This is a genomic window from Nonomuraea sp. NPDC049141 (assembly GCF_040648415.1).
GTDB lineage: Bacteria > Actinomycetota > Actinomycetes > Streptosporangiales > Streptosporangiaceae > Nonomuraea.
Genome location: NZ_JBEZDR010000010.1, coordinates 26,818 through 48,270, shown reverse-complemented (window position 1 = coordinate 48,270; position 21,453 = coordinate 26,818). Strand labels below are relative to the sequence as shown.

The 21,453-nt window shown below is 67.1% G+C and carries 31 protein-coding genes; 5 read left to right on the top strand and 26 right to left on the bottom strand.

What is annotated here, in order from left to right; translation table 11 throughout:
- Positions 1-4 precede the first annotated feature (4 nt).
- The gene (locus AB0B91_RS29270; protein ID WP_358326239.1) at positions 5-622 is read right to left on the bottom strand and encodes a cysteine hydrolase; all 618 of its coding nucleotides are present in this window, start codon (positions 620-622) and stop codon (positions 5-7) included.
- 111 nt (positions 623-733) lie between these two features.
- Here AB0B91_RS29270 and AB0B91_RS29265 point away from each other — a divergent pair, with 111 nt between their 5' ends.
- The 4 genes from AB0B91_RS29265 (at position 734) to folP (ending at position 3,789) form a co-directional block, all read left to right on the top strand.
- Entirely contained in the window at positions 734-877 is a 144-nt protein-coding gene (locus tag AB0B91_RS29265; RefSeq protein ID WP_358326235.1) for a hypothetical protein, read from the top strand.
- 37 nt (positions 878-914) lie between these two features.
- Positions 915-1,457 carry an SMI1/KNR4 family protein gene (locus AB0B91_RS29260; RefSeq protein ID WP_358326232.1) on the top strand — a complete coding sequence of 181 codons (543 nt, stop codon included), beginning with the start codon at positions 915-917 and terminating at the stop codon, positions 1,455-1,457.
- A 255-nt stretch (positions 1,458-1,712) separates the two neighbouring features.
- The gene (locus AB0B91_RS29255; protein WP_358326229.1) at positions 1,713-2,684 is read left to right on the top strand and encodes an aldo/keto reductase; all 972 of its coding nucleotides are present in this window, start codon (positions 1,713-1,715) and stop codon (positions 2,682-2,684) included.
- 235 nt (positions 2,685-2,919) lie between these two features.
- Positions 2,920-3,789 carry a dihydropteroate synthase gene (gene folP / locus AB0B91_RS29250; protein ID WP_358326226.1) on the top strand — a complete coding sequence of 290 codons (870 nt, stop codon included), beginning with the start codon at positions 2,920-2,922 and terminating at the stop codon, positions 3,787-3,789.
- Positions 3,790-3,814: 25 nt separating this feature from the next.
- Here the strand turns inward: folP and AB0B91_RS29245 are convergent, their stop codons facing one another.
- From AB0B91_RS29245 to AB0B91_RS29160, 18 genes are all read right to left on the bottom strand, one after another.
- The gene (locus tag AB0B91_RS29245; protein WP_358326223.1) at positions 3,815-5,731 is read right to left on the bottom strand and encodes a tetratricopeptide repeat protein; all 1,917 of its coding nucleotides are present in this window, start codon (positions 5,729-5,731) and stop codon (positions 3,815-3,817) included.
- 246 nt (positions 5,732-5,977) lie between these two features.
- Positions 5,978-6,562 carry a hypothetical protein gene (locus tag AB0B91_RS29240; RefSeq protein WP_358326220.1) on the bottom strand — a complete coding sequence of 195 codons (585 nt, stop codon included), beginning with the start codon at positions 6,560-6,562 and terminating at the stop codon, positions 5,978-5,980.
- 13 nt (positions 6,563-6,575) lie between these two features.
- Positions 6,576-7,100, bottom strand: a complete 525-nt coding sequence (locus tag AB0B91_RS29235; RefSeq protein ID WP_358326217.1) for a hypothetical protein — start codon at positions 7,098-7,100, stop codon at positions 6,576-6,578.
- A 345-nt stretch (positions 7,101-7,445) separates the two neighbouring features.
- Positions 7,446-8,345: a TIGR03619 family F420-dependent LLM class oxidoreductase gene (locus AB0B91_RS29230; RefSeq protein WP_358326214.1), complete on the bottom strand. Its 900-nt coding sequence runs from the start codon at positions 8,343-8,345 to the stop codon at positions 7,446-7,448.
- Positions 8,346-8,468: 123 nt separating this feature from the next.
- Complete coding sequence (locus AB0B91_RS29225) at positions 8,469-9,833, bottom strand: site-specific integrase (protein ID WP_358326211.1); 1,365 nt, start codon at positions 9,831-9,833, stop codon at positions 8,469-8,471.
- Positions 9,830-10,090 (bottom strand): hypothetical protein, encoded by a 261-nt coding sequence (locus AB0B91_RS29220; protein ID WP_358326208.1) that lies wholly within the window; start codon positions 10,088-10,090, stop codon positions 9,830-9,832. Before AB0B91_RS29220 ends, AB0B91_RS29225 begins: the two co-directional genes overlap by 4 nt.
- Positions 10,091-10,172: 82 nt before the next feature.
- Positions 10,173-10,337: a hypothetical protein gene (locus AB0B91_RS29215; RefSeq protein WP_358326205.1), complete on the bottom strand. Its 165-nt coding sequence runs from the start codon at positions 10,335-10,337 to the stop codon at positions 10,173-10,175.
- A 341-nt stretch (positions 10,338-10,678) separates the two neighbouring features.
- Entirely contained in the window at positions 10,679-10,903 is a 225-nt protein-coding gene (locus tag AB0B91_RS29210) for a hypothetical protein (protein WP_358326202.1), read from the bottom strand.
- Positions 10,904-10,906: 3 nt separating this feature from the next.
- Positions 10,907-11,227: a hypothetical protein gene (locus AB0B91_RS29205; protein WP_358326199.1), complete on the bottom strand. Its 321-nt coding sequence runs from the start codon at positions 11,225-11,227 to the stop codon at positions 10,907-10,909.
- Positions 11,224-11,466, bottom strand: a complete 243-nt coding sequence (locus AB0B91_RS29200; RefSeq protein ID WP_358326196.1) for a hypothetical protein — start codon at positions 11,464-11,466, stop codon at positions 11,224-11,226. Before AB0B91_RS29200 ends, AB0B91_RS29205 begins: the two co-directional genes overlap by 4 nt.
- 3 nt (positions 11,467-11,469) lie before the next feature.
- Positions 11,470-11,661, bottom strand: coding sequence for a hypothetical protein (locus tag AB0B91_RS29195; protein ID WP_358326194.1), 192 nt, complete (start codon positions 11,659-11,661; stop codon positions 11,470-11,472).
- Positions 11,662-11,869: 208 nt separating this feature from the next.
- A complete protein-coding gene (locus AB0B91_RS29190; RefSeq protein WP_358326191.1) occupies positions 11,870-12,247 on the bottom strand; it encodes a hypothetical protein in 378 nt (125 codons plus the stop codon).
- The gene (locus AB0B91_RS29185) at positions 12,247-12,525 is read right to left on the bottom strand and encodes a hypothetical protein (RefSeq protein WP_358326189.1); all 279 of its coding nucleotides are present in this window, start codon (positions 12,523-12,525) and stop codon (positions 12,247-12,249) included. Before AB0B91_RS29185 ends, AB0B91_RS29190 begins: the two co-directional genes overlap by 1 nt.
- The gene (locus tag AB0B91_RS29180; protein ID WP_358326186.1) at positions 12,522-12,737 is read right to left on the bottom strand and encodes a hypothetical protein; all 216 of its coding nucleotides are present in this window, start codon (positions 12,735-12,737) and stop codon (positions 12,522-12,524) included. The genes AB0B91_RS29185 and AB0B91_RS29180 overlap by 4 nt, the downstream gene beginning before the upstream one ends.
- The gene (locus AB0B91_RS29175) at positions 12,737-13,012 is read right to left on the bottom strand and encodes a hypothetical protein (RefSeq protein ID WP_358326184.1); all 276 of its coding nucleotides are present in this window, start codon (positions 13,010-13,012) and stop codon (positions 12,737-12,739) included. Before AB0B91_RS29175 ends, AB0B91_RS29180 begins: the two co-directional genes overlap by 1 nt.
- Positions 13,012-13,560 (bottom strand): NUDIX hydrolase, encoded by a 549-nt coding sequence (locus tag AB0B91_RS29170; RefSeq protein ID WP_358326181.1) that lies wholly within the window; start codon positions 13,558-13,560, stop codon positions 13,012-13,014. Before AB0B91_RS29170 ends, AB0B91_RS29175 begins: the two co-directional genes overlap by 1 nt.
- Positions 13,557-13,796, bottom strand: a complete 240-nt coding sequence (locus AB0B91_RS29165; protein ID WP_358326179.1) for a hypothetical protein — start codon at positions 13,794-13,796, stop codon at positions 13,557-13,559. Before AB0B91_RS29165 ends, AB0B91_RS29170 begins: the two co-directional genes overlap by 4 nt.
- A gap of 98 nt (positions 13,797-13,894) precedes the next feature.
- Positions 13,895-14,092, bottom strand: coding sequence for a hypothetical protein (locus AB0B91_RS29160; protein WP_358326177.1), 198 nt, complete (start codon positions 14,090-14,092; stop codon positions 13,895-13,897).
- A 155-nt stretch (positions 14,093-14,247) separates the two neighbouring features.
- On the opposite strand from AB0B91_RS29160, the gene AB0B91_RS29155 reads away from it, so the two are divergent.
- Positions 14,248-14,853: a hypothetical protein gene (locus AB0B91_RS29155; RefSeq protein WP_358326175.1), complete on the top strand. Its 606-nt coding sequence runs from the start codon at positions 14,248-14,250 to the stop codon at positions 14,851-14,853.
- An 11-nt stretch (positions 14,854-14,864) separates the two neighbouring features.
- On the opposite strand, the gene AB0B91_RS29150 is transcribed toward AB0B91_RS29155, so the two are convergent.
- The 7 genes from AB0B91_RS29150 to AB0B91_RS29120 form a co-directional block, all read right to left on the bottom strand.
- A complete protein-coding gene (locus AB0B91_RS29150) occupies positions 14,865-16,919 on the bottom strand; it encodes a hypothetical protein (RefSeq protein WP_358326172.1) in 2,055 nt (684 codons plus the stop codon).
- A gap of 51 nt (positions 16,920-16,970) precedes the next feature.
- The gene (locus AB0B91_RS29145; protein WP_358326169.1) at positions 16,971-18,263 is read right to left on the bottom strand and encodes a hypothetical protein; all 1,293 of its coding nucleotides are present in this window, start codon (positions 18,261-18,263) and stop codon (positions 16,971-16,973) included.
- Entirely contained in the window at positions 18,263-18,703 is a 441-nt protein-coding gene (locus AB0B91_RS29140; RefSeq protein ID WP_358326166.1) for a hypothetical protein, read from the bottom strand. The genes AB0B91_RS29145 and AB0B91_RS29140 overlap by 1 nt, the downstream gene beginning before the upstream one ends.
- Before the next feature lie 12 nt (positions 18,704-18,715).
- Positions 18,716-19,357 carry a hypothetical protein gene (locus AB0B91_RS29135; protein WP_358326163.1) on the bottom strand — a complete coding sequence of 214 codons (642 nt, stop codon included), beginning with the start codon at positions 19,355-19,357 and terminating at the stop codon, positions 18,716-18,718.
- Positions 19,302-19,589 (bottom strand): hypothetical protein, encoded by a 288-nt coding sequence (locus tag AB0B91_RS29130; RefSeq protein ID WP_358326160.1) that lies wholly within the window; start codon positions 19,587-19,589, stop codon positions 19,302-19,304. Before AB0B91_RS29130 ends, AB0B91_RS29135 begins: the two co-directional genes overlap by 56 nt.
- Positions 19,590-19,746: 157 nt before the next feature.
- The gene (locus AB0B91_RS29125; RefSeq protein ID WP_358326158.1) at positions 19,747-20,196 is read right to left on the bottom strand and encodes a hypothetical protein; all 450 of its coding nucleotides are present in this window, start codon (positions 20,194-20,196) and stop codon (positions 19,747-19,749) included.
- Positions 20,197-20,398: 202 nt separating this feature from the next.
- Positions 20,399-21,448 (bottom strand): hypothetical protein, encoded by a 1,050-nt coding sequence (locus AB0B91_RS29120; protein ID WP_358326155.1) that lies wholly within the window; start codon positions 21,446-21,448, stop codon positions 20,399-20,401.
- Positions 21,449-21,453 lie beyond the last annotated feature (5 nt).

Below are 21,453 nucleotides of genomic sequence, written 5' to 3'. Positions count from 1 at the left end.
CCGGTCATGCCCTGCTGGTCGCCGTCTCGTGCAGGAATGAGCGCAGTTCGGCGGTGTCGATGATGTGCGCCAGTCTAGGGAGAACGCTGGTCATCAGGGTGTGGTGGGTTTGCGGGTCCGGGTCGGTGACGCCGTCGGACAGGATGTAGAGCTGGTAGTCACGGTCGGCGGCGTCGATGACGGTGGACAGGACGACGCCGCTGGTGGTGATGCCGGCGATGACCAGGGTGGTGATGCCGCGATCCCGCAGCCGCCGGTCAAGGTCTGTCGTGGACAGCGCGCCGTAGCGGGTCTTGCGGACGGTGATGTCACCGGGCTCGGGGGCGAGCTGATCGTGAAAGGCGGTGGCGGGATCCTCGTGGTGCATGAGGCGCTGCCGGCCGATGAAGGAGAAGGTCTTGTTGGCCGGCGGGATCGCGGCCCAGTCGGCTTCGGTGAAGCCGACCCGTACGTAGGCGATGGCAGCGCCGTGCGCTCGCATGTCGGCGATGGCGCCGGCCACCCGTGACAGCAGTGCTTCAGGGTCGGCCGACTCGGGGAGCGAGGCCAGGATCGCCGGCTGGTAGTCCATGACGAGCAGTGCGGTGGTCCGAGGGTCCAGCGCCGGGGTGGTGACGGTCATGTCTCTCCTTTTGGATGATGAGGGGGTTCCGGGGCCGGATGAGGCGTCTTTCGCGCTCGCGGTGGCTTGTAGTCCCTTGGCGCCGCTCATCAAATCGGAGCCTGTCGCGGGGTGTCCAACAACCGACACGCCGAGGGAAACAACCAGGAGTTGTTCATGGAGCTGGACCTCGGTGCCGTCAGGACCTTCCTCGCCGTCGTCGACGACGGGCATTTCACCGAGGCGACCGCGACCGTCCCGGCGGCTCGCGCTTGAATCACCAGGCTTCCAGCGATCGTCTAATCTTTCGGAGGTGGCGAACACATCCGAAGACCTCGCATTGCCCACCGCCCTGGCCGAGGTGGCCGAGGTCGGCTTCGAGTGGGAGTGGGACGAGGAGACCGACGAGGCCAGCGGCTGTGATTTCGAGCCGTACGACCAGTTCGAGGAGCCCGACCGGACAGCGTGGTGGTTTCGCCTGTGGACCGGCAACCAAGAGGTCGACGGCAGCGAGTTCCGCTTCTTCGGCACGACCGGGGCGGGTGACTACACCGGCTTCTGGCTGGTACGGCCCGATGCGGCGATCATCGACCAGCCCGTCGTGTACATCGGTTCCGAGGGTGAGTACGGTGTGATCGCCCGCGATCTCGGCGACCTCCTCTGGCTGTTCGCCGCCGGTCTGGGCCCCGCCGAGGCCTTCACGGACCCGGACTCCCCGGCACAGCCGAACGAGGCCTTCCATGCCATCGCCGAGCGACACGCACCCGGCCGCCGCCGTTCCCCCAGTCAGATCGTGACCGCCGCACGAGCGGAGTTCCCGCATTTCCCGGATCTCATCGACGCGATGTGCCGCTGAACGGCACTCACCACTGATGCCCCCTCATGGCACAGCGCGTGTGGGCATCTCCGTCGTGAATGACTGGGAACTGCCCGGAACCGATTGCGGTGCGCTATAGGGCCGGTCGTTCAGAGGTGCCGAACAGTGTCGCAAGCTACAAACGGGCGCTTGTCCTTGGGCACGGAGCCCAAGAAGGCGTGACCGATCACGGTGCGGGACCCGGTAAGCATGTGGTGGACGGACGATATCGACTGAGAAAGCAGAGGCGCCGCGATGCGTGATGAGCTGGTTGTGCGGCCGATGGGCAGGCTCGGATTGCCGGTCACGCCGGTGGGGATCGGGCTGGCCGCGCTGGGCCGGCCGGCGTACATCACGCTCGGCCGGGAGGAGGATCTCGGCGGTGATCGCAGCGTCGCCGCGATGCGGGCGCGGACCTGGGCGGTGCTGGATGCGGCGCTGGCGGCCGGCGTACGGTACTTCGACGTGGCCCGCTCCTACGGCAGAGCCGAGGAGTTCCTCGCCGGCTGGCTGCGTGAGCGCGCCATCGCGCCCGGGGCTGTCACCGTGGGGTCGAAATGGGGGTACGCCTACGTCGGTGACTGGCAGATGGACGCCGACCGGCACGAGGTGAAGGAACTGTCCGCTGACCGGCTGCGACACCAGCTGGGCCAGACCCGAGCGCTGTTGGGCGAGCATCTTTCGCTCTACCAGATCCACTCGGCCACCGTCGAAAGCGGCGTGCTCGACGACGAGGACATCTTGGCCGAGTTGCGTGAGTTGCGCGCCGGGGGCGTCTCGGTCGGCCTGTCCACGACCGGTCCGCACCAGGCGGACACCATTGATCGGGCGGTCGAGATCGGCCTGTTCGACACGGTCCAGGCCACCTGGAACCTGCTGGAGCGATCCGCCGGCCCGGCCCTGGCTCGGGCGCACCGTTCCGGCATGGGGGTGATCGTCAAGGAGGGCGTGGCGAACGGCCGCCTGACCTCCCACACCGCCCCTGCCGCGCTCGACCATGCCGCCCGGGAACGCGGCCTCACGCCGGACGCCCTGGCCTTGGCGGCCATCCTCGCCCAACCGTGGGCCGGCGTGGTGCTCAGCGGGGCCGCCTCGGTGGATCAGTTCCGCAGCAACCTGACCGCGATCCGCGTCGACTGGGATACGGAACTGGACGAGCGCCTGGCCGTACTGACTGAGAGCCCTCAGACGTACTGGACGACACGAAGCTCGCTGAAATGGCAGTGATCGCTCCGTTGCGGGGACTGTTCGTGGCTGGGTTGTGACCTTTTCGCGGTGACTCGTAGAGGGTTCGGCGTCCTCCACCTCGCGCGCGCAGGCGACGCCGCAGGAAGGCACCTCATGCTGGCAGACCGGTCGGGTCCCAATGAGGTGGCGGCTATGTCGATCCCCATGATGCGGCGTATGCTGGGCCTTTTCATGGCTTTGAGCGGATCATTTATTTTGGACGGAGCCGAACGTAATGCAGGTGTACTATCCCAAGCTCATTGCGCCGGTGCGGAGAGTGGGAAGGCGAGAATTCGACCTGTCCCGGCACGTGGTCGTGATGGGAATTGTGAATCGTACGCCAAACTCGGGCCTGGATCCGAATCGGTCGATGGAGGCCGGTGAGGCGATCAGGACGGCGGAGCGGGCACTACGGGATGGCGCGGAATGGCTTGATGTAGGGGGCCGGGCGTTCCGCTCTGATCAGCCGCCGTTGTCGGGGGCGGAAGAGATAGACCGAGTGGTGCCCGTGATCAAGGGTATCCGGGAGAAGAGTGACGCCGTGATCAGCGTGGACACCCATCTGCCGGAGGTCGCGGAGGCGGCTTACAAGGCGGGTGCCGACGTTATCAATGACACGAACGGGCTCCGTGCGCCGGGAATGGCGAGCCTTATTGCCGAAACGGGGATGAGCGTTGTCATCACGCACAGCATCGGCGGGCCGGGCGAGGTCGTAGCGAGTCCCCAATATGAGGATGTCGTTGGCGAGGTGGCGGAATTCCTTCGGCAACGGGCGGACACCGCGGTCGGCTGTGGCATCAAACCGGAGAAAATCTTCATCGATCCGGGGCACGACCTGAACAAGACCACCGAGCACTCGAACACGATAACCCGCCGACTGGGAGAGATCGCGGCAATGGGATATCCGGTGCTCGTGGCGTGCAGCAACAAGCATTTCATCCGGGAAAGCCTCGGGGTGGTGCCGGGCAGCGAAGCACTGAAGGCCGGAACGATTGCGGCGAACACGATGTGCGTCTATCGGGGCGCGAGGGTCGTGCGGGTCCATGATGTCGCCGGGAATGTCGCTGCGATGAGGACAGCGGAATCAATGCTCGGCATGGCGTAAATCTGTGCGGTAGGAGCCAAGCCCGTTATTGGGGCGGCGAAGGGTCCTGCTTGGACGGGCGTTCCTCAGGTTTCGGGGTGCGCGGGGGCCGCATCATCGACGGGTCGGCGTAGGCGAGATAACCGTACTGGGAGTACTGCTCGGCCCGCCGTAGATCCTTTTCCCGCCTCTCGAGGTCACGCAGCGCCCTGCGCGCGAGCTGCTCCGTCTCCGGGTGCCCGCTGGCGATCGCCTCGCGGTACCAGCGGCGGGCTTCTTCCACATGCCCCTGCTGCTTTTCCAGCAGTCCGAGGTCGTGCATCGTGTTCGGCGCGTGATCGGGATGGCCTGAGGCGATCGTCTCCCCGTACCAGAGCCGGGCGGGAGCAATCTCGTTCTTCTCGTGCAGCAACGCGCCCAGATGGATCATGGCCCAGGGCGCGTGTTCGGGATGACCGGTGGCGATCGCCACACCGAACCAGTGCCGGGCCTCGTCCAGATTGCCCTGCTGCTTTTCCATCAGCCCCAGACTGCATTTGGCACGGGGCGCGTGTTCGGGATGACCGCTGGCGATCGCCTCGCCATACCAGTGCCGGGCTTGCTCGACATTGCCTTGGCGCTTTTCCATCAGGCCGAGCTCGTACATCGCGTACGGCGAATGGTCGGGATGGCGGAGGGCGATCGCCTTCCTCCACCAGCGGCGCGCCGCATCGAATTCCCCGGCATCTTGTAACTGACTGGCGGTTCGCCCCCACACGTCCGCCTCGATGTCGGTGTCGGGGTGATCCAGCAGGGAGAACGCCGCCGGGTACGCCTGCTGCTGCAGAGCGGCATAACCGATGTCCCGGCGCTGATCCCCATCGAAGTACTCGTCGGCATAAGCCCATAAGGCGTCGTGCACGGGCCAGCAGGCCGGTTCGCTCGCGTCCTCGGCGAACACCGTCAGCAGCGAGTGCGGACCATAGAACCGGCCCGACCCCGAAGCCTTGAGATCGATCAGCCGCGGTCGGCTGCTGTCGGCGGTCATGGCCCACTTCAGGGCCGAGCGGTAGCCGGTGACGGGTACGGGAGCATCGGGCGGGAGAGCGGCAATCTCGCGCCGGTAAGTCTGGAAGAGATGGTCAAGAATGTCGCGTGTGAGCAAGCGCTTGGTGTCCAGGTGCAGCCGGTACCAATCGGTGACGGCGTGCAGCACCGCGATGCGGTCGGTGAAGTGTTCCCCGTCACCGGCCAGGGCACGGCGGAGCTCTTCCCAGGCCACCATGAGGCGGCCCATCAGCACATCATGGCCTTCGGCCAGCACCGGCCGCAGAGCGGCGTAGGCGTTACAGGACTCGAGGGCTCGACGCTCGACCGGCGTGATGGTCCCCAGTTCGACCCGCACCGCGTTCTCGTCGAGGAATCTGGCCGTCCGACCGGAGAGCGGCTCTTCCCGAGACCCGCCGTAGGCCAGGGTGACCGCCACCCACAAGCCTGGCGTGAACTGGTCCAGCGGAATCGCCGCCAGATCATCCAGGCGCTGCGGAACCAGACCGTCCAGCCAGAGCACCACAACACCACCACGATCGGCGCGATGACGGGCCGCGTGCTCGATCATCGCGCCGACCGGCAGGCGGGGATCGTCGTGGTAGGCCACCACCCGACAGTGACCGGGCAGGTGAGTGAGCACCGCGTGCGCGAGTGTGGCGGTGGCTCCCGCGAGCCGAGGCCCGTGGACGATCACGAGACGCGGGCCGTCGTCGTCGCTGAACGCCGCTGCCAGCAGATCGTCGGCGGCACGCGGAATGTAGGGCTGCTGCCCGTCGGCGGCGAACCGGTTGACGTGTACCCCCAGATCCCGCGGACTGATCTCGTTCAGCTCTTTCGGGCGGCCGCTGCCGTCAGTGAGATCCGGCCACAGGACCGGCTGGAGCTCGGCGTAGCACCGCCAGCACCAGCCCCAGGACCAACCACAGCGGCTCAAAATCGCCGCCGTTGAGCACCTGGTTGGTCGCCACTCCCAAGCTGATCGTCAGCACCGCGGCGGCGATGACGTACGCCACACTGCGCGCCGTCTTCACGGTGGGGCGTCGGCGACGTGTGGCACTGCGCTGAGGGGCCATGCTCGGTCCTCTCCAGAGCTGCAGGGTCCCACAATGGCTTAATAGTGCACCCGGAGATGCCGAAGAGCCCGCACAGGGCGGGCTTTTCGGGGTTGGATACTTCCGAATTAAGACATCGTCTCCAGTTCGGCACGCGTCAGCTTGAGGGGGTTATCCGGCAGCGACGCGGGGTTGCTGGAGGTGTCCAGCGGATACTTCGCCTGGACGGGGTTGAGCAGTGCGGCGGGCGAGTCAGGGTAGGTTTCCAGGAACAGGACGTAGCCGCTGTCCTCGTTCATCGCAGTGGTGTGTTCCTCCGCGTAGGTCACACCTTCGAAGTTTCCCCCGAGCTCTTTGACCTCGATGGACTGCCCCGCCTGAGCCTGACCTTTGAAGACCTTTATCACCTGGGCGGTGTAGACGGTGATGACCGTCGGTGGGGCCTCGGGCTCAGCGGCCACCGCGGCAGGGGCTCCCGCGTTGGGATTCAGGTTCGGATCTGTCTCCGCCGGATCGGGCGCTTCCGCCTGTTCCTGGAGATAACGCGGCTCCCCGACGATGCGGGCTTCGACGACCAGGGTCGCCTTGTCGAAGAGCGCATCGGCGCTCTGGTACTGGGGATAGTCGGCTCGATAGAGGACGGGTTCCTCATGCGCCGAGCATGCGGTCACGAACACCGCGGCGAAGACAATCGCGCCAAGACGCCGTAGCACTGGTCGGCCTCCTTTAGTAGTAGGCGTTGACGTCGGCGACATCGTGCGACTGGGGCTTGGTCATCGAGTTGCGGTTCCTGCTCGAATTCATGATCGAGGTGCCCGAGTTGTGCGCGAGGTTCAACGCGTGCCCGAGCTCGTGAACCAACGTGCTCGTGACGAAGTTCGAGAAATTCGACGCGTCCCTGTTGATCGTCCGGGAGTTCAGCCGGATGTACATGCACATCCCGCCGCACCGCTGATAGTGCCCATAATAGGTGTTGCTGTAGGACTTCACCGTGATCGTCGAGCCGGAATTCGAGTTCTTGTAGAAATTGGCCGGGCTCGAGGTCGCGTTCCAGTTGGCCAGCGCCTTGTTCATCGGCGTCTGCCAGGTGCCGTTATAGCTGTAGGGGTAGATGTGAATACTGGCGATGTCCTGGCCGGTGCCGTTCCAGTGGGCGAATGCCGGCGAGATACCCACCGTCCCCACCAGCATGACGGCGAGGACCAGGAAAAATCCTCGCCGCGCGTTACGTCCTAACGTTCCCGGATGCATTTTCGAGACGTCACTCCTTGCGTTCTGGAGTTGCCGTGCGTGAACACAAAAGGGGGCTGATCGAAGCGCTTTGAACGGAGTATGAATGCCAGAATGATCACGTGTCAAGGATCGTTGAGCGGGATTTCAGAGGCATGGGCATGAGGGCGCGAAATGAGGTGCGCCGGAGCGTCCTGGAGGGTTGAGCAAGCATGATTTCTTCCCTGCGAAGAGTCCACACACACGTCCTCGGCGCAATCGCATGCCGAGCGATCAGAATGGAACGTGCCACATAATCGCGACCGTAGGATCACGCGAATCGTCGACGAAAGCGACCGATGGATGCCGGGCAGGCGGTGGCGGTTCCTAGGCGGAGGGGGCCAGAGCCTCCAGCGCCTCCTCCGCGCGGCGCATCGCCTCCTTGGCGTCGGACGTGACGATCTCCGGGTCGAAGTTCAGGTCGTGGAAGACATCTGTCACGCCCTTCGCCGCCAGCTCCCCCACATCCGCCCGGATCTGCTCGAAGGTCCCAGTCAGCGGCTGCCGCTCCTCAGCCCCGCCAGGGCGTACCCGGGTCACCCCCCGGCAGACGAAGCGGAACCCGTCGGCGTCGCGGCGACCCGCCTCCACGGCCGCCGACTTGATCAGCTCGATCCGCCCGGCGACCGCCGACAGGTCCTCCCGGCTCGAACTGATCCAGCCGTCCGCGAGCCGCCCGGCTCGGCGCAGTGCCACGTCGGCGGTGCCGCCGAGCAGGATGGGCGGCACCGGCGACGGCTTGGGGTCGATGTGGGAGCGCGGCACCTGGTAGAACTCCCCGTGGTGCTCGACCACCCCGTCCCTCCACGCTTTGCGCAGGACCTGGACGAACTCCTCGCCCCTGCGCCCCCGGTGTTCGAAGCCGACTCCCGCCGCCTCGAACTCCTCCGGCAGCCACCCCAGCCCGAGCCCGGCCGTCAGCCGGCCCATGGAGACGTTCTGGAGGGTCGCGAGCTGCTTGGCCAGCAGCACCGGCTGGACGAAGGCGTTGATGATCGCCACGCCCAGCCTGATCGTGTTCGTCACCCCCGCCAGGTAGGCGAGCGTGACGAGTGGGTCGTGCACGCTGCGATATGTCGGACCCATCGGGTGCCCCACCGGATAGAGCACCCGCTGGAAGGTCCAGAGCTCGTGGTATCCCAGTTCCTCGGCGCGGGCGGCGACACGGCGCATGTTGCCCGGCGTGGCCCACGGCCCGGACTGCGGCACGGCGAAACCTATCCTCATGCCATCTAGTCTGACTGACGCCCGTTGGTTCCAGGAATGCCCCTGTGACCTGCGAGGAAGAATGAGACAGGCCACACAGGGGCGTGGCCATTCCGTGCACATTCCGTAGCGAAGCCCTGTCGATCATTCTTCCCCCAGTGCCATCTCGATGCGCTGATTGGCAATCCCGCGTTGGCCGTCGAGGCACTTGGCGTAGATCTTCAGGAGTATGGCCACGCTGTGCCCGGCCCGCTCGGCAACCTCGGGGGCATGCACGCCAGCGTTCAGCCACAGCGACACCGCCGCATGCCTCAGGTCGTAGGGCCGCCCAGCCAGCGGGGACTCCACCTGCTCAGGAGTGAACGCCAGTTGGCGGGCCTTCCGCCACACCTGGGGATAGCTATCGCTGGTGAACGTGCCACCGCCGCGGGTGTAAAAGAGCCTCCCGTCCGGAGTCGTGCCGAAGGTCTCGATGTGGGCGCGCAGGATGGCGACCAGCTCTGGAGGGATCGGCACCGGACGGTCCTCGCCATCCTCGCGATGTTTCAGGCCGCGCTCCTCGAAGACCCGCCCAGAGTCGGTGAAATCTTTGCTGCTCTGCGGGCGTGTTCTGGCCGGGGTGAGTTGACCCCAGCCTTGCACCGGCAGGAAACAGTCCTTCTCGCGCAACCCTTGTGCTTCCGCCGGGCGCAGGCCGGCGAAGTACATGCACGCGAACATCCCCGCCAGCATGGGTCCGCGCGTGCGTCCGATGTAGGTCACGGCGATCAGCAATTCGCGTGCTTGCCGAGGGTTGACGACCACGCGCCGGTCCACCAGGTTGCTCGACTTGACCGGCCTCCACTTGACCCGATCTAGGGGGTTGGCGTCGAGTTCCTCCAGTTCGACGGCGTACTCCAGGGCGGTGTGCAGCGCGGCCCGCTTGCGCCTGAACGTCGAGGGAGCCGCCTTTGTGCCGTCCAGGCATACAGCCAGGGCCTCCAGAGCAGCGCGGGCGTGGCGGGTCTCCTTGAGTTCGTTCACCGGCAGTGAGGCCGCCTCCAGCCAGCGCAGCGCGGCGGCGGCCTGCCCGTCGAGTTCCGGCTGGCGTTCCTCGGGGAGGAACACATGTTTGAATAACCCGCGGCGCAACACCGCAGTGCCTGGGCGGCCTTTGCGGTCGGTCGTCAGGACCAGTGTGACCGCGACCAGGGCCTCGGCGACATTCTGGCGTGTGCCGGGCGCCAGATGCGGCCACCGGGCTTTCATGTAGGCCCTGGCGAACGCCATCCAGGTACGCGAGTTCTTGGCCTTGAGCATCGATTGAGGCAGGCCCATGTCGGTGTCGAACCACTCGCCGTTCTTTGCTGCCTGGCGCAGGTCGGAGAGGAAGTTCTCAGCCAGTTCCGACCCGCCGAGCGTGTTGGAGAAGGGCTTGCCGTCCACGGTCCACCGCACCACGTACGACGGCTTCTTGCTGCTCGCGTTGCGCCTGATCTTCCAGAACTTGACCTTGTACGATTTGCTCACGCGTCCACCTCGAGCGAGGCCAGCCACGCTCGGTAGTGGTCGCGCGGGATGCGGTATCTCCCGCTGGGGAGTCGGATCATTCCTTCGGGCGTACAGCCGCGGGTCACCCAGTGCTGCCACGTCCGCCGGTCAATCTTCAGCTCCTCCAAGATCTCGGGGACGGTGATCCACTTGTCGTCGATGCTTGCCGAGTTGACGGCCTTCTTCCGGGCCGGCCGGGTGGAGCCAGGTTGGTTACGGCGGGTGGATGCGGCCATGATGGAGGCACTCCTATCGGGTTGAGGTGGTAGGGGTACGGCCCCGGGCGGTGCTTGCAGGCTTGAGCCCGGGGCCGTTGCGCTACTCAGCGGGTTGTGGGAGCCGGACCTCGGCGTAGATGCGAACGTTGCGGCTGGCGCCTCGGCACGGGATGGGGCGGGAGATCTCGACGACGTCGAAGGTGCGGGCGATCAGGTTGGCGGCCTGGGTGGCTTCCTCAGGCAGACCGATGATGCGGATTCTCATGCGGGTTCCTCCAAACGGGGGGTGGCGGAAGCCCTTATCCGACGAGGTGAGGGGTGCGCTGCGTACGCCGGAAGTAGCGGGTGGCGCCTGAATCCGGGGCGGCCGGGCGTGTCGCCAGGTTGTTGCCGATCATTAATGGCCTTTCCCGCGCGACCGAGGGGTGGCGTCCGAGTGATCGCGTCTCCCGCACCACCACCGAGACGATCATGCCTCGGCATGCGGCGCGAGAGACGCGATCAACGCGCGTCTCTGTCACCTTATGGCTACGCGATCAATCCTGTCCACTGAGCCATGAATAGCCCTGTGACCTGCTGTTTTACTAGATCACTTCGGCTGGGAGGTCAGACTTCCGGCCAATCGTTGCCGTAGTCGGCCCATGCCTCCATCTCGCCCTCCCAGCCGAAGTAGTGCACGGACTCCATGCCGCACCTGCTGCTACAGCGCAGCAGCACGTGGGCGTCGCCTTCGATACCGAAGTACGCCTCGTCCTCGACGGGCTCCAGCGTGCCGCCGCACCCGTCACGGGTGCAGGGTGTGGCAGCGTCGGCCGGTACCTCACGTGGCATCCGTCATGCCTCCGGCCGGAGCGCTGGGTCGCGCTTCCAGTCGATGGTCGGGTCGTCGTGCTCCTCGCCCAGGCCCTCCCACCAGTTCGCGCCGCCGTAGTCGTCCTCGACAGCCAGCGCGTGCTCCGTGCAGTGCCCGAAGTCCGCTTCCGGGTCGGACTGCTCGCGGCAGCGCTTGGTCCCGGTCCAGTTGCCCTGCTCGACGACCCAGGAGCAGAGGCCCTGCCGGAACAGCGCCACCTCCTCCGCCAGCCACCGGCTCGGGTGTGTCTCGGGCGTGATGCGGACACCCGCCGGCCGCCCGTCCGTGTGCACGTACGTCACGCTCCCTCCCCCGTGTATTCGCGGCCACGGTAAAGCGCCGCTGTGGCGTCCTCCTCCGCGATCCCGTCACCCCAGGCCAGGACTCGGCCAAGAGCGAGGTGCAGGCCAGACAGCCGCCCCTCGGAGATCTGCTCCCCGCGGTGGTGGGCGATGGCGTACGCCTGCGCGTGCACCTGCCGCTCCTGCTGTATGTCGAGGGTGAGTTGGTCGATCAGTCGTTGCATCTCGATGTGCGGCATGAATCAGCGCCGCCCTTCGGCCGTCCGCCAGGACGTGTGCATCTCCGGCGCGGAGCGCGGCTTGGTGGTGCGACTGGTGACGGCTGCCAGCACGGCGATGACGACCGTGAGCGTGGCGAGCGCGCCCGCGACGCCGTACAGCAGGTCACCGATCAGTGCCACCTTGGGCTGGCCGTCCGTGTACGTGTACCTCATTGCCCCTCCGAGATCGGCGTGGCATACGGGAAGTGGATTTCGTGCCCGCGGCTGCACCACCCGTTGAACGGGCCGGTTTGGGTGTCTGCGAGCGCGACGCCGTTGGCTCCGCACCCGCCGCTAGGGCCAGGGCATGTGAACAGGGCCACCCATCCGTGTCCGGACGGGTGTTGGACGGTCGTAAACGCGGTGTTTCCGACGTACCTCATCAGCCGAACTCCCCCGGCCAGTACGTGATCGGCAGCGCGCCCTCCGTCGTGGGATCGACGAACAGGTCGGCGCTGAACGAGCAGAACCCGGTCGGCCGAGGGTCATACGTGGCGTAGCCATAGCAGATCGTCGCCCGCACCCGCTCAGCCCCGCCCACGAGTGTGGCCAGCGGGTCGTCCACCACGGCGTCGGGCGGGAAGTGGATGTGTCGGATGTACTCGGCAACAGCCGCCGTCATCTGGTCCGGAGTGACGTGGCCGAAGGTGAACAGGTAGTCGTCCTCCTCGGCGTCGTAGACCTGGAGGCCATGAGCGGGAAACCCCTCGGGCAGGTCAGGCGGCAGAAGCGGGCCAGGCGCGGTCGCGTGCGTGCACATCACGCCTCCCCAGACACAGACGGGGCCACGAGCCGGTCCTGGTAGTCACGGCCCCGGTTGAAAGCCGTCACGACGCCTTCGGGCGGGACGCCAGCCTGCAACGCGAGAGCTCTCCCCAGCGCAACGCGGAGCCCCTGGAGCCGCTGAGACGCGAGATCCTTTCCGCGCTCGTACTTGGCGGCGTGCGCTTCCTCGTACGCGGCGAGCGTCTGCTGGGCGTCCGTGGCGAGCTGGTCGATCAGCCGCTGAAGGGCGCTGTCGTCTACGCGGCTGCTCATGCGGTGTCCACGGTCAGCAACTCCACCGTCGCGGCGGCCAGGTGCTCCGCAGCATCCAAGACGTTCAGAGGCAGGCGCTTCTGGGCAGTGGCGTCGATGACTTCCAGGAGACCGGCCAGAGCTTCGCTGGCCACGACGACTGTCTGGTCGTCCTCGTCCAGCGCGGCGGCCCTCAGCAGCCGGGCTGCTTGGATCAGCCGACTATCCGGCATCACAGCCACCCCTCACGGGCGAAGCCGCAGTCCAGCGGCGGCTCCCACAGCTTCATGCCGGTGACCCAGCTCAGCCGGATCACGCGCGGGCCGACGTCCCCGGTCGGGGTGAGCTGCGCGTACACCGACATGACCACGTCCTCTGGCGGGGCGACCAGATCGTTCGGGTTGAGCAGAATCTCGTACTGGCCTTCGCCGACGCGTGCGTACAGCACGTGAGAGATGCCGTCGTCTCCGGCATATGCGATCTCGACGGCGCGAAACAGCTCGCCCATCAGCTTCCCCCTGGCACGAAGTCGGCGGCGACCTGGTCGAGCAGGGCGAGGTCGTCGTGCGACGCCTCGACCAGGCCCGCGGCGGCGAGCCCATACACCCAGACCGGTTCGATGCCAGGCGCGGCGCGGAACTCGACGTGACTGATGAAGCCTCGGGCGTACTTGATTGTCCGCCGCGTCAGCTCCCGGAGCTGTCCCCGGTCCAGCCAGCGGACGTTGCGGGTCTCCCGAGAGCTTGGCCTGAGATGGCCGGTCACCTGGACCTTGTAGAAGTAGAAGTGGTGGCCGATGCCGCGGGGGCCGGGCTGGCGACGGCACCGGTTGGGCCACCACGCGTCCAAGAAGAGTTCGAGGCGGACGACGTTCAGTCCGACCTCTTCGTGAACCTCCGCGCATACGGCGTCGGCGGCGGTCCCGTGAGTGTCGATGTGCCCGGCCGGCCCGGCGGCGCCGGGCGGGTCGGTGTTGCGGTCGAACACGAGCAGCCGCCCGTCCTCGTCGAAGATGAGGGCGGCGACGCTGGTGTTGTCGCAGACCTTCGTGCTCACTGGTCGGCCTCCAGGACCTCGAACACAGGGATCATCGCCTCGAACTGGGCCGCCATGGTCCAGTTCGGAGCGGTGACTGCCGATGCGGTGTACGTGAGCGGCAGCCACAGCTTGAGGTCGGGGCCGAAGTACTTCGTGGCCTCGCGCATCGCCTTCTGCCGCAGGTCGTCGTCGTTCGTGCCGGTCACGTATGCCTGGTAGCACCGGCCGGTCGGGGGTTCGTTCATGGTGGTCACGTTCGTGATCTCCTTGAGAGTTAGGGGGCTGACGCGGCTCACCCTCACGTGCCTCTGCGCCAGCCCTTGGTCATCGGGTTACGGAGAGAATCTGAGCCCTACGCGCCGGACGAGCAGTCGCTGGTAGGCGACGAGTCGGTGGACGAGTCGCAGGCGGGGGGCTCCTCGGTGGAGTTGGTGCCGAACCAGCCGGTGTCGGCCGTGTCGGTGGAGTCGGTGCTGGGCCAGCTGGGGTTGCGGGAGCCGCCACGCTGGCCACCGCCGTACGGGCGGCGCCTCGGGGATCGGTTCGTCATGATCGTTTCCTTTCGTCGGGCCCGGTGACGGGCCGGATGTCCCCATGGCCGGGTGGCCGGAGGAAGCCCAAAATTCCGTTGGCGGTTTCGCCAACCAGAGGACAGCAGGAATCTGTGTCCTGTACGGGAAGCCGGGCGGCGCTTACCATGCGCGCATGGACGGTTCGTTCGCGGAGTCGTACGCCCAGGTTGCTCGTGAGCGGGTGGCGGACATCCCTGTCCCCGCCCGGTACGCCTTCCCCGACGTTCTCATTGAGGACGGGTACGGCGTCCGGATTGTGCCGTCCACGCCGGATAACCCCAAGCCCGTCCTGACGATCGGTGACCGCGTGATTCTCGCGGGGGCGCGGGGAGTGATGCAGGGCATCGTCGCCGTCGAGGTCGCCCAGGCGCACCTGGCAACACGCGAGCGCCGGTCCGCTGAGGCGGCCGGCGGGTGGGCGTTCCCGCTGATCGTGTGCAGCGCGGTCCTGCTGGGGCTGGGACTGCTCGGCGCCGTGACGTGGTTCATCGCCCTGGGCGGCCTGGGAATGACCGGCGGCATGCTGGGCGTGCGCCCCCGTCTCGCCGGTGCGCAGGCGATGCGGGAACGCATCTTCGAGGCCGACGATCTCGCCGTGGACTGGGTCGGACGACAGGCCGTCGTGGACAGCCTGAGGTGGCGTGCAGAGCAGGCCGAACCCGAGTCCCAGCCTGGACCGCTGGGGGCAAGGTTCGCGACTCCGACCATCAAGGAGCGGATCGCGCACCTCGGCGCATAACCACAGGCAGGTCATGACGCCTTCCCAACCGCCACGTACCGGTCACTTTCGTCATCGACCGGCTTCGCCTCCCCTTTGCCCTCCAGCGACTGGACGGCCAGCAGGATCGGCATGGGCTGCATGCCGGTGGCCAGCGACATGTCCATGACGGTCAGCCCCTGCTCGGCATGCGCCAGCAGCGGCCGGATCGCGCTCTCGGCGACGGCCAGCTCCTCAGGCGCGAGTTTCATGAAGGCGATCAGGTTGTCGAGGTCGGGCGTTTCGAGCATGCCGTTGCCGTCGTCGCCGAGCTGCGGCGTGCCCTCGGGCAACCCGTCTTCCTCGCCGTCGTCGCCGAGCTGGCCTCCGGTGTTGGGAGTGCCCGCAGCCTGCGTGGCGGCTTCGTCTGGGTTCGCTGGCATCCACCAGATCGGGGCGGGCGGCTCGTCGCTCAGGATTGCGTGTAGGTTCTCCACGTTCCGGAGCCGTGCCATGACCGGCCGTTTCGTGGCTCCCTTGACGTAGCCGCAGCCCGCCGTGTCCGCGCCGTTCGGGAATACCTCATCGATCATGTGTGGGTAGACCTCCATCGTCTGGTTGATGGTGGCCTGAGCGATGTACGGGTCGCCGTTGCGGAGAAGAATCACGTTGCCTGCGTTGAGCAGACCCAGCAGGTCGCCGCCGCCAAACGAAGCGACGTACGCGTTCTGATCGAGGATCCACGGCACGATGCCGGTCTTGGCGCCCTCGGCGAGAATGTCGTACACCATCTCCACCAGCTCAGCGTCGCGGGCCAGCGCGTGGAACTCATCGAGCGCGAGCACGAGCATGTCGAGGCCGTGTGCGCCGGGGTGGTCGTAGGACTGCACTCCGCGCAGCTTGTTGCCGAACTGGTCGGTCCATTCGACGTTGGCCAGGAAGCGGCTGCGGCGCTCTTTCTCGGCGTGAACCCGCTCTACCAGTGCCTTGATCCCTAGATGCTCGACCGCGACACCGTCTTTGGGCAGGTAGGGCAGCACCTGGGGACAGGACTGGCCGTTCATCGGGTCGCCGTACAGCAGCTTGATCGGCTTGTCCTTGAATTCGCACGCGGCCGACTTGAGTAGTGTGCTCTTGCCGGTGCGTTGCGCGCCGATGATGGTGACGGGCCGAGGGCCTGACCCCGGCTGCCAGAGCCTGAGAGCGGCGTCGCCGCGACCATCGGCGAACGGGCCGATCTCCCAGATGCCGGTCTCCATGTCGAGACCAGGCTTGTTCCACCACTGGATGTCCTCGACGGCGAGCTTGTTGAGGAACGTCACCTCGGCGGCGTTGAGACGCCGGTCCAGGGGTGCCTCGATCTGGATTTCGTCGATGGTGGCGCCGAAGTCCCCGCACACCTTTTCGCGGGCGGCCATGGCCTCGCGGGTGATGTTCCCGTCGAGGACGAGCCTGTAGCGGACACCGTGTGCGCCGCCATAGTTGAACTCGGTCCGGTTGGTGAGCTTGGAGCCTGGCAGCGCGCCCCGACTTTTCTTGGCGGTGGTGGCGTCCCAGCGGATCACATACGGGTCCGGCCGGTCTTCTTCCTGCGGTGTGGGCCGGGATGGGAGGGCTTGCCGTTTCGGCCGGTCCGGCAGGCTGATGCGGGTCCGGTAGCGGTAGATGCGCGGGAGGATCGCCAGCCCGGCCCCGGCGAACATCAGCGTCTGCATCCAGCCGTCCGCCCCAGCCTCGGCGGCGATGGTGAGCCACGCCCCTGCGGCGGCCCACCACCAGCGGGACGCGAGCCGCTTACGCAACTTCGGAATGAACATCCGGACCAGGGCAGTGACGCCGTATGCGGCGGCCCCGCCGGCGGCGACCTGCCAGCCGGGCACATCGAGGGTGTGGAGGAGCATGCCGCTCCCCCACACAACCGGAGGAACAGCGTGCGCGGGCCAGGTGTGACGGAACCGTTCGGCGCGGTTCTTGATCTGGGTCCAGTTCCAGGTGGAGACGGCGGCGGCCAGCCCGGACACGCTCTCCTGCTCCGGCGATGGAGGAGGCGGGCTGGTCTGCGGCACCGGGCCGGTCTGAGGCGGTGCGTCGGTGGGCGTGGCGGCCACGGGGTGGTTCTCCTTCGGATGTCGGGCGCGGCGATGGGACGGGAGGAGGGACTATCGGCGGTACCACTCCAGGTCGCGGACGGGCTCGACGGTCATCTTGCGAGCGGCGACGGCCATGCCGCCGTGGTCGCGCTCCAGCGCGTGGATCGCGTCCTTGATGGAGGTGGGGGTGCCGCCCGAGGCTCGTACAAGCGCTGCGGTTGCGGTGGCGGCCTGGAAAGCGGCTGCGTACTCACGTTGGCATTGGCTGAACGTTGTCATGCACCTTCGGACCACGTTTGGACCGATGCCGTCCGATTGGACGGCCATGAGCATGTTGGCGGCAACAGCAAGCTTGACCCGGGCACGCTGGACGTGCGCGAGGGCCATGCGGTGCATGTGCTTGGCGTGTCCGAGGTCGGTGTCGTTGGCCTTGCGGAAGCTGGCCAGCCAACCCCGGAAGATGCGGAAACCGCCGGTCTTCAGCGCGACCCGCAGTCCGCCGGGGGTTGGGACGTGGGCCATGGTGCGGCGGCCGAGCGGCACGAGTTCCATGTCCACTCCTTGCAGGTCGATGGGTGCGATGATCTCGACAGGTTCGATGACCTCGGCGGTGACGGTGGATTCCGGTGGGGGGTTGGCGGGCGGGAGTGCGATCGGATTGGTGGGCTCGGGGACCGCTGTGGTGGGGACCCGCTCGATGGCCACGTCGAACCCGGCCGGAATGTCGAGAGCAGGCAGCTCGGGTTCAGGCAGGTTCGGGAGTTCTGGTTCGGGGAACTGGCGGGGATCGGGGATCGCGGCGATCCAGTCCGGGTCCGCCTGCCCCAGGGCCGGCGGCTGGGCCGGCTCGCGTGGGGGCAGCGCGGCGGGTTTGTCGCCGCTGCTGAACAGGTCTCGCAGCCGGTCGAACAGGCCACGCTCGATCACGATGGCTTTGGCCGCCTGAACCCGATCCGGTGGGGGCGGGGTGTGTGGAGCGGACGGCTCGACCTCGACGTCGTATTCCGTGAGGTCGGGCAGCCCGTCCAGGCTGGTCGGCGGCTTCCACTCCCACCCGTCCTCGAGTCCGGGCCTGGGCCGTGGCGGGTCGATCGCGGGACGGGTGCTGTCCGAGCCTCCGGTGATGGCCTGCTTGACCCATGTGAGCGCGACGTTCGTGACCTTCTCTGTCTTGTTGAAGGTCTGCTGGACCGTGTGCGTGGCCGGGTCGGGCTCGAACGGCGGCGTCTGCGCTTGCTCCTGCCCAGGTTGCGGCTGTGGCTGGGGTTCGGGCTGCTCGCGCTCGCGCCGCATCGCGCTGATCCCGTACAGGGCGCACGGGATCAGAATCACGAGGGCAACGAGGATCTTGACGATCTCCATCAGCGGACCTGCGCAGTGGTGATGCTCTCCTGAGTGAGGTTGGCCCGCTTGACCATCTCCTTGTGGACGCTGGCACCCCATATCGCGCCGAACGCGATCATCAGGATTTGCGGGGCGATGATGCAGGCGAGGAGAGCCTTCTTGTCCGGGACGCCGTCCTTGAGGTCGATCGCCACGCCGATGCCGATGAACGTGGCGGCGGCGATGACAAAGAGGGCGGCGATCACAACACTGCCCGAGAGCCAGTCGCCAAGGTTGGCCGACCAGCCACCGATCGGGGTGAGCATGCCGCACAGACCGGCGAGCAGCAGCGCACCCGCCGCCGCGTAGGCGATCTTGGTACGTGGCTGGTGGCCCTTGCTCTTGTCCTTGCGCCGGAACTTGCCCAAGGCCAGGCCCCCGCCAAGAAAGACGGCGGCGAGAACGTTGTACCACTCCATGGCGTGGTCCTTTCACCTAGTGAAGATCGATCGCAGCAGCGACCACAACAGGGGCCACCAGAACGGGAAGGTGGCCGGGAGCACGTAGAAGAACGCGGTCATGGGCAGCCGCGTGATCTTGAGGTTTGTCCAGGCGACGGCCGCCCACCAGGCCACCCACACGCGGGAGAAGCCATGCAGCGCGTCCAGCGGCGGAAGCTGGGACCGGTACAGGCCGGGCAGACCCTCCTCCCTGAATTTGCGCAGGCGGCGCCGGTAGTCGCCCGCGCCCAGCCACGCCACCGCGGTGAAGACGAAGCACCAGGGGACGGCGACCCATGCGCCGTGGAGGCGGCAGATGGCGCGCAAGGCGTCCGACTCCCACGGAACGTAGCTGCCGTCCTTGTGGTAGGCGCGGACGGTGGCCGTGGCCGGGAGCCGCTGGGCGCCGAGCGCGGGCATCCGCGTCTCCAGCCAATCGAGCCATGTCATCTGGCGAGTGGACGCGGCCAGCCCGGCGGGAGACGTGGACGGGGTGGCCTGCTCGGCGGGCCGGTCGTCCGGCGTCGCCGTAGCCGTCGCGGCGGTGGCTGGCTGCTCGGCAGGGGGTGCGGGGGCGTCAGCGCCGCCTGAGGTGCTGCTGCTGGCGAACGGTGACCTGATTCTTCCGCTCATCGTCGGCCTCCTTCCGGGTTTCGTTGGCGATGGACTCGATGGATTGGGCGAGGTCGCGGCATGCCTCGTCCTCGCGGCGGGCCAGGAGCTTGGACAGGTCGGTCAGCTCGGCGAGCAGCAGATCCAGGGCCGCGTCGAGCAGTTCCCGGCCTGTCGTGGCCTTGTTCTTGCGCCGCTCGTACTCCTCGTCTCGGGCTTCCTGCCTGATTTGCGCCCGCGTCAGCCGCGCCATTCCCACCTTCCGGGTTGTCACCATGCGTAGTTGCGGATACGATGCCTTCGCGCGCCCGCCCGCTGGCGCGCTGGCGCGCGGGCGCGCCTCTACGTGTAGGGGGTGCGGGGAACGCCCTGGTCGAGGGCTCCCCTGGGTGGAGGACCCCCGACGCCGGTCACTCACCGTCACATTCATGCGGGCCTCCGAACCACTCGGCCGCCGCCGAATCCCAGTCCACGACCGACAGTTCGACCCCGGCCGGGGCCACCTCCCCAGCCGCCACCAGGTACGGCAGCAGCCAGGCGGGTTGCACCTTGACGAGCAGCACCGTCACCCGCTCATCGCCCGCGGCGGGCTGGGACAGCTCCCACACCACGTACTCGCCCCCGGCATGCGGGAACATGCTCAGCAGCAGCCCGCCACCCAGCTCGACCCGCATCACGCGGGTGAGGCCGCCGGCCAGGTCGGTGTGCGGGACGAGCAGCATCCACCCCTCCAGGAGGACGGTCACGTGGTGCGGCTCCAGGGTTGGGCCGTAGATGAGTTCGCCGTCGAGGACGTCGCCGGTGGCCATGTCCCAGACGGGCAGCGGCATGTGTCGAGCGAGGATGTCGGTGGCGGTCATCGCGGGAGAACTCCTTCGGGGTCGAGAAGGGAACTGGGACGCGGAACTCGGGACGGAACTCGCCCCGCGCGAGAGGGAACTCAGGAGGGAACTGGCGAGGGAACGATGGAGGGAACTCGGCAGGGAACAACCGGGTCGCGCGGAGGGAACTCGGGAGGGAACTGGAGCCCCGGCGCAGAGGGAAGACGGGCCGGAACTCCGGCTACGGGACCACACGGAGACGCAACTCCTCTCCGCTGGTTTCGTCCTGACCGTTTCCACGACCGGGCACTAGCTCCTTGATCAGGTCGCGGGCATACTTCGGAGTACAGGGGATCGCAGCGGCGAGATCGCTCGCCTTCATGTCGGGTTTGTCGCGGAGGATGGCGGCGGCTCGGTCGCGCACGCTTATCTGGGGCTTGCTGGCGTTCTTGGTGCCCCGCCCGATCGCTTTCTGCCGACGCTGACCACTGGTGTCGTTCTTGGTCAGCTCCAGCCGAACACGGGCCTCGGCAGCGATCTCGGCATCCCGGACCAGAGCCTCCGATTCGGACGCGGCCTCGCGCCGAATCTCGACCTCAGCCACCTCCCAGCGCTTTGCGAACTCCTTCCGGAGGGTCTGCTCCTGGTCGGTCAGTTCCTCACTGTGCTTCTCGTTGAGTTCCCTCCGAAGGGCGACGATTTCCGCCCGGCGTTCCTCGGTGAGTTCCGCCCGGAGTTCCGCGAATTCCGTGTCCTTGTTCCGCCCGAGTTCCGTTCGCAGTTCCGTCTCGCGGGCGGCCTGTTCCTCCGCGAACTTCCCCTGCAGTTCCCTCTCCAGGACCGGCTGGAGCTCCGCCCGGAGTTCCTCCAACTGGACCGCGCGGTTGTAGGAGTAGCCGACCCCGGACAGCGCCAGGAGCGCCATCACGGTGGACAGGTCGAGCACGATCGGAAACAGGATGGCCAGGAAGTCGTTGCCGCCGACGAAGGGCAGCACCACCTCGTGCTGGGCGTTCACGCTGAGCGCCATGCCGCCCACGAACACCAGGCCGACGCCGGCCTTCAAGCCCCCGGCCGCGTAGGGGTCGGTGAGCAGGTGAGCCAGGAGAGCGGCGGCGATGACCGGCGAGATGCCGATCAGGAAGCCCGCCACCATGGCCTTGTGGTCTCCGGCTGCGGCTTTGCTCATGGCGTGCATGACGCTCAAGGTCAAGGAGATAGCCCCGCAAAACACGAGCAGGCCCCAAAGCGGCCATCGCACGTGGTCGTGAGTGCTGGGCTGGGCGGTCACGGGAT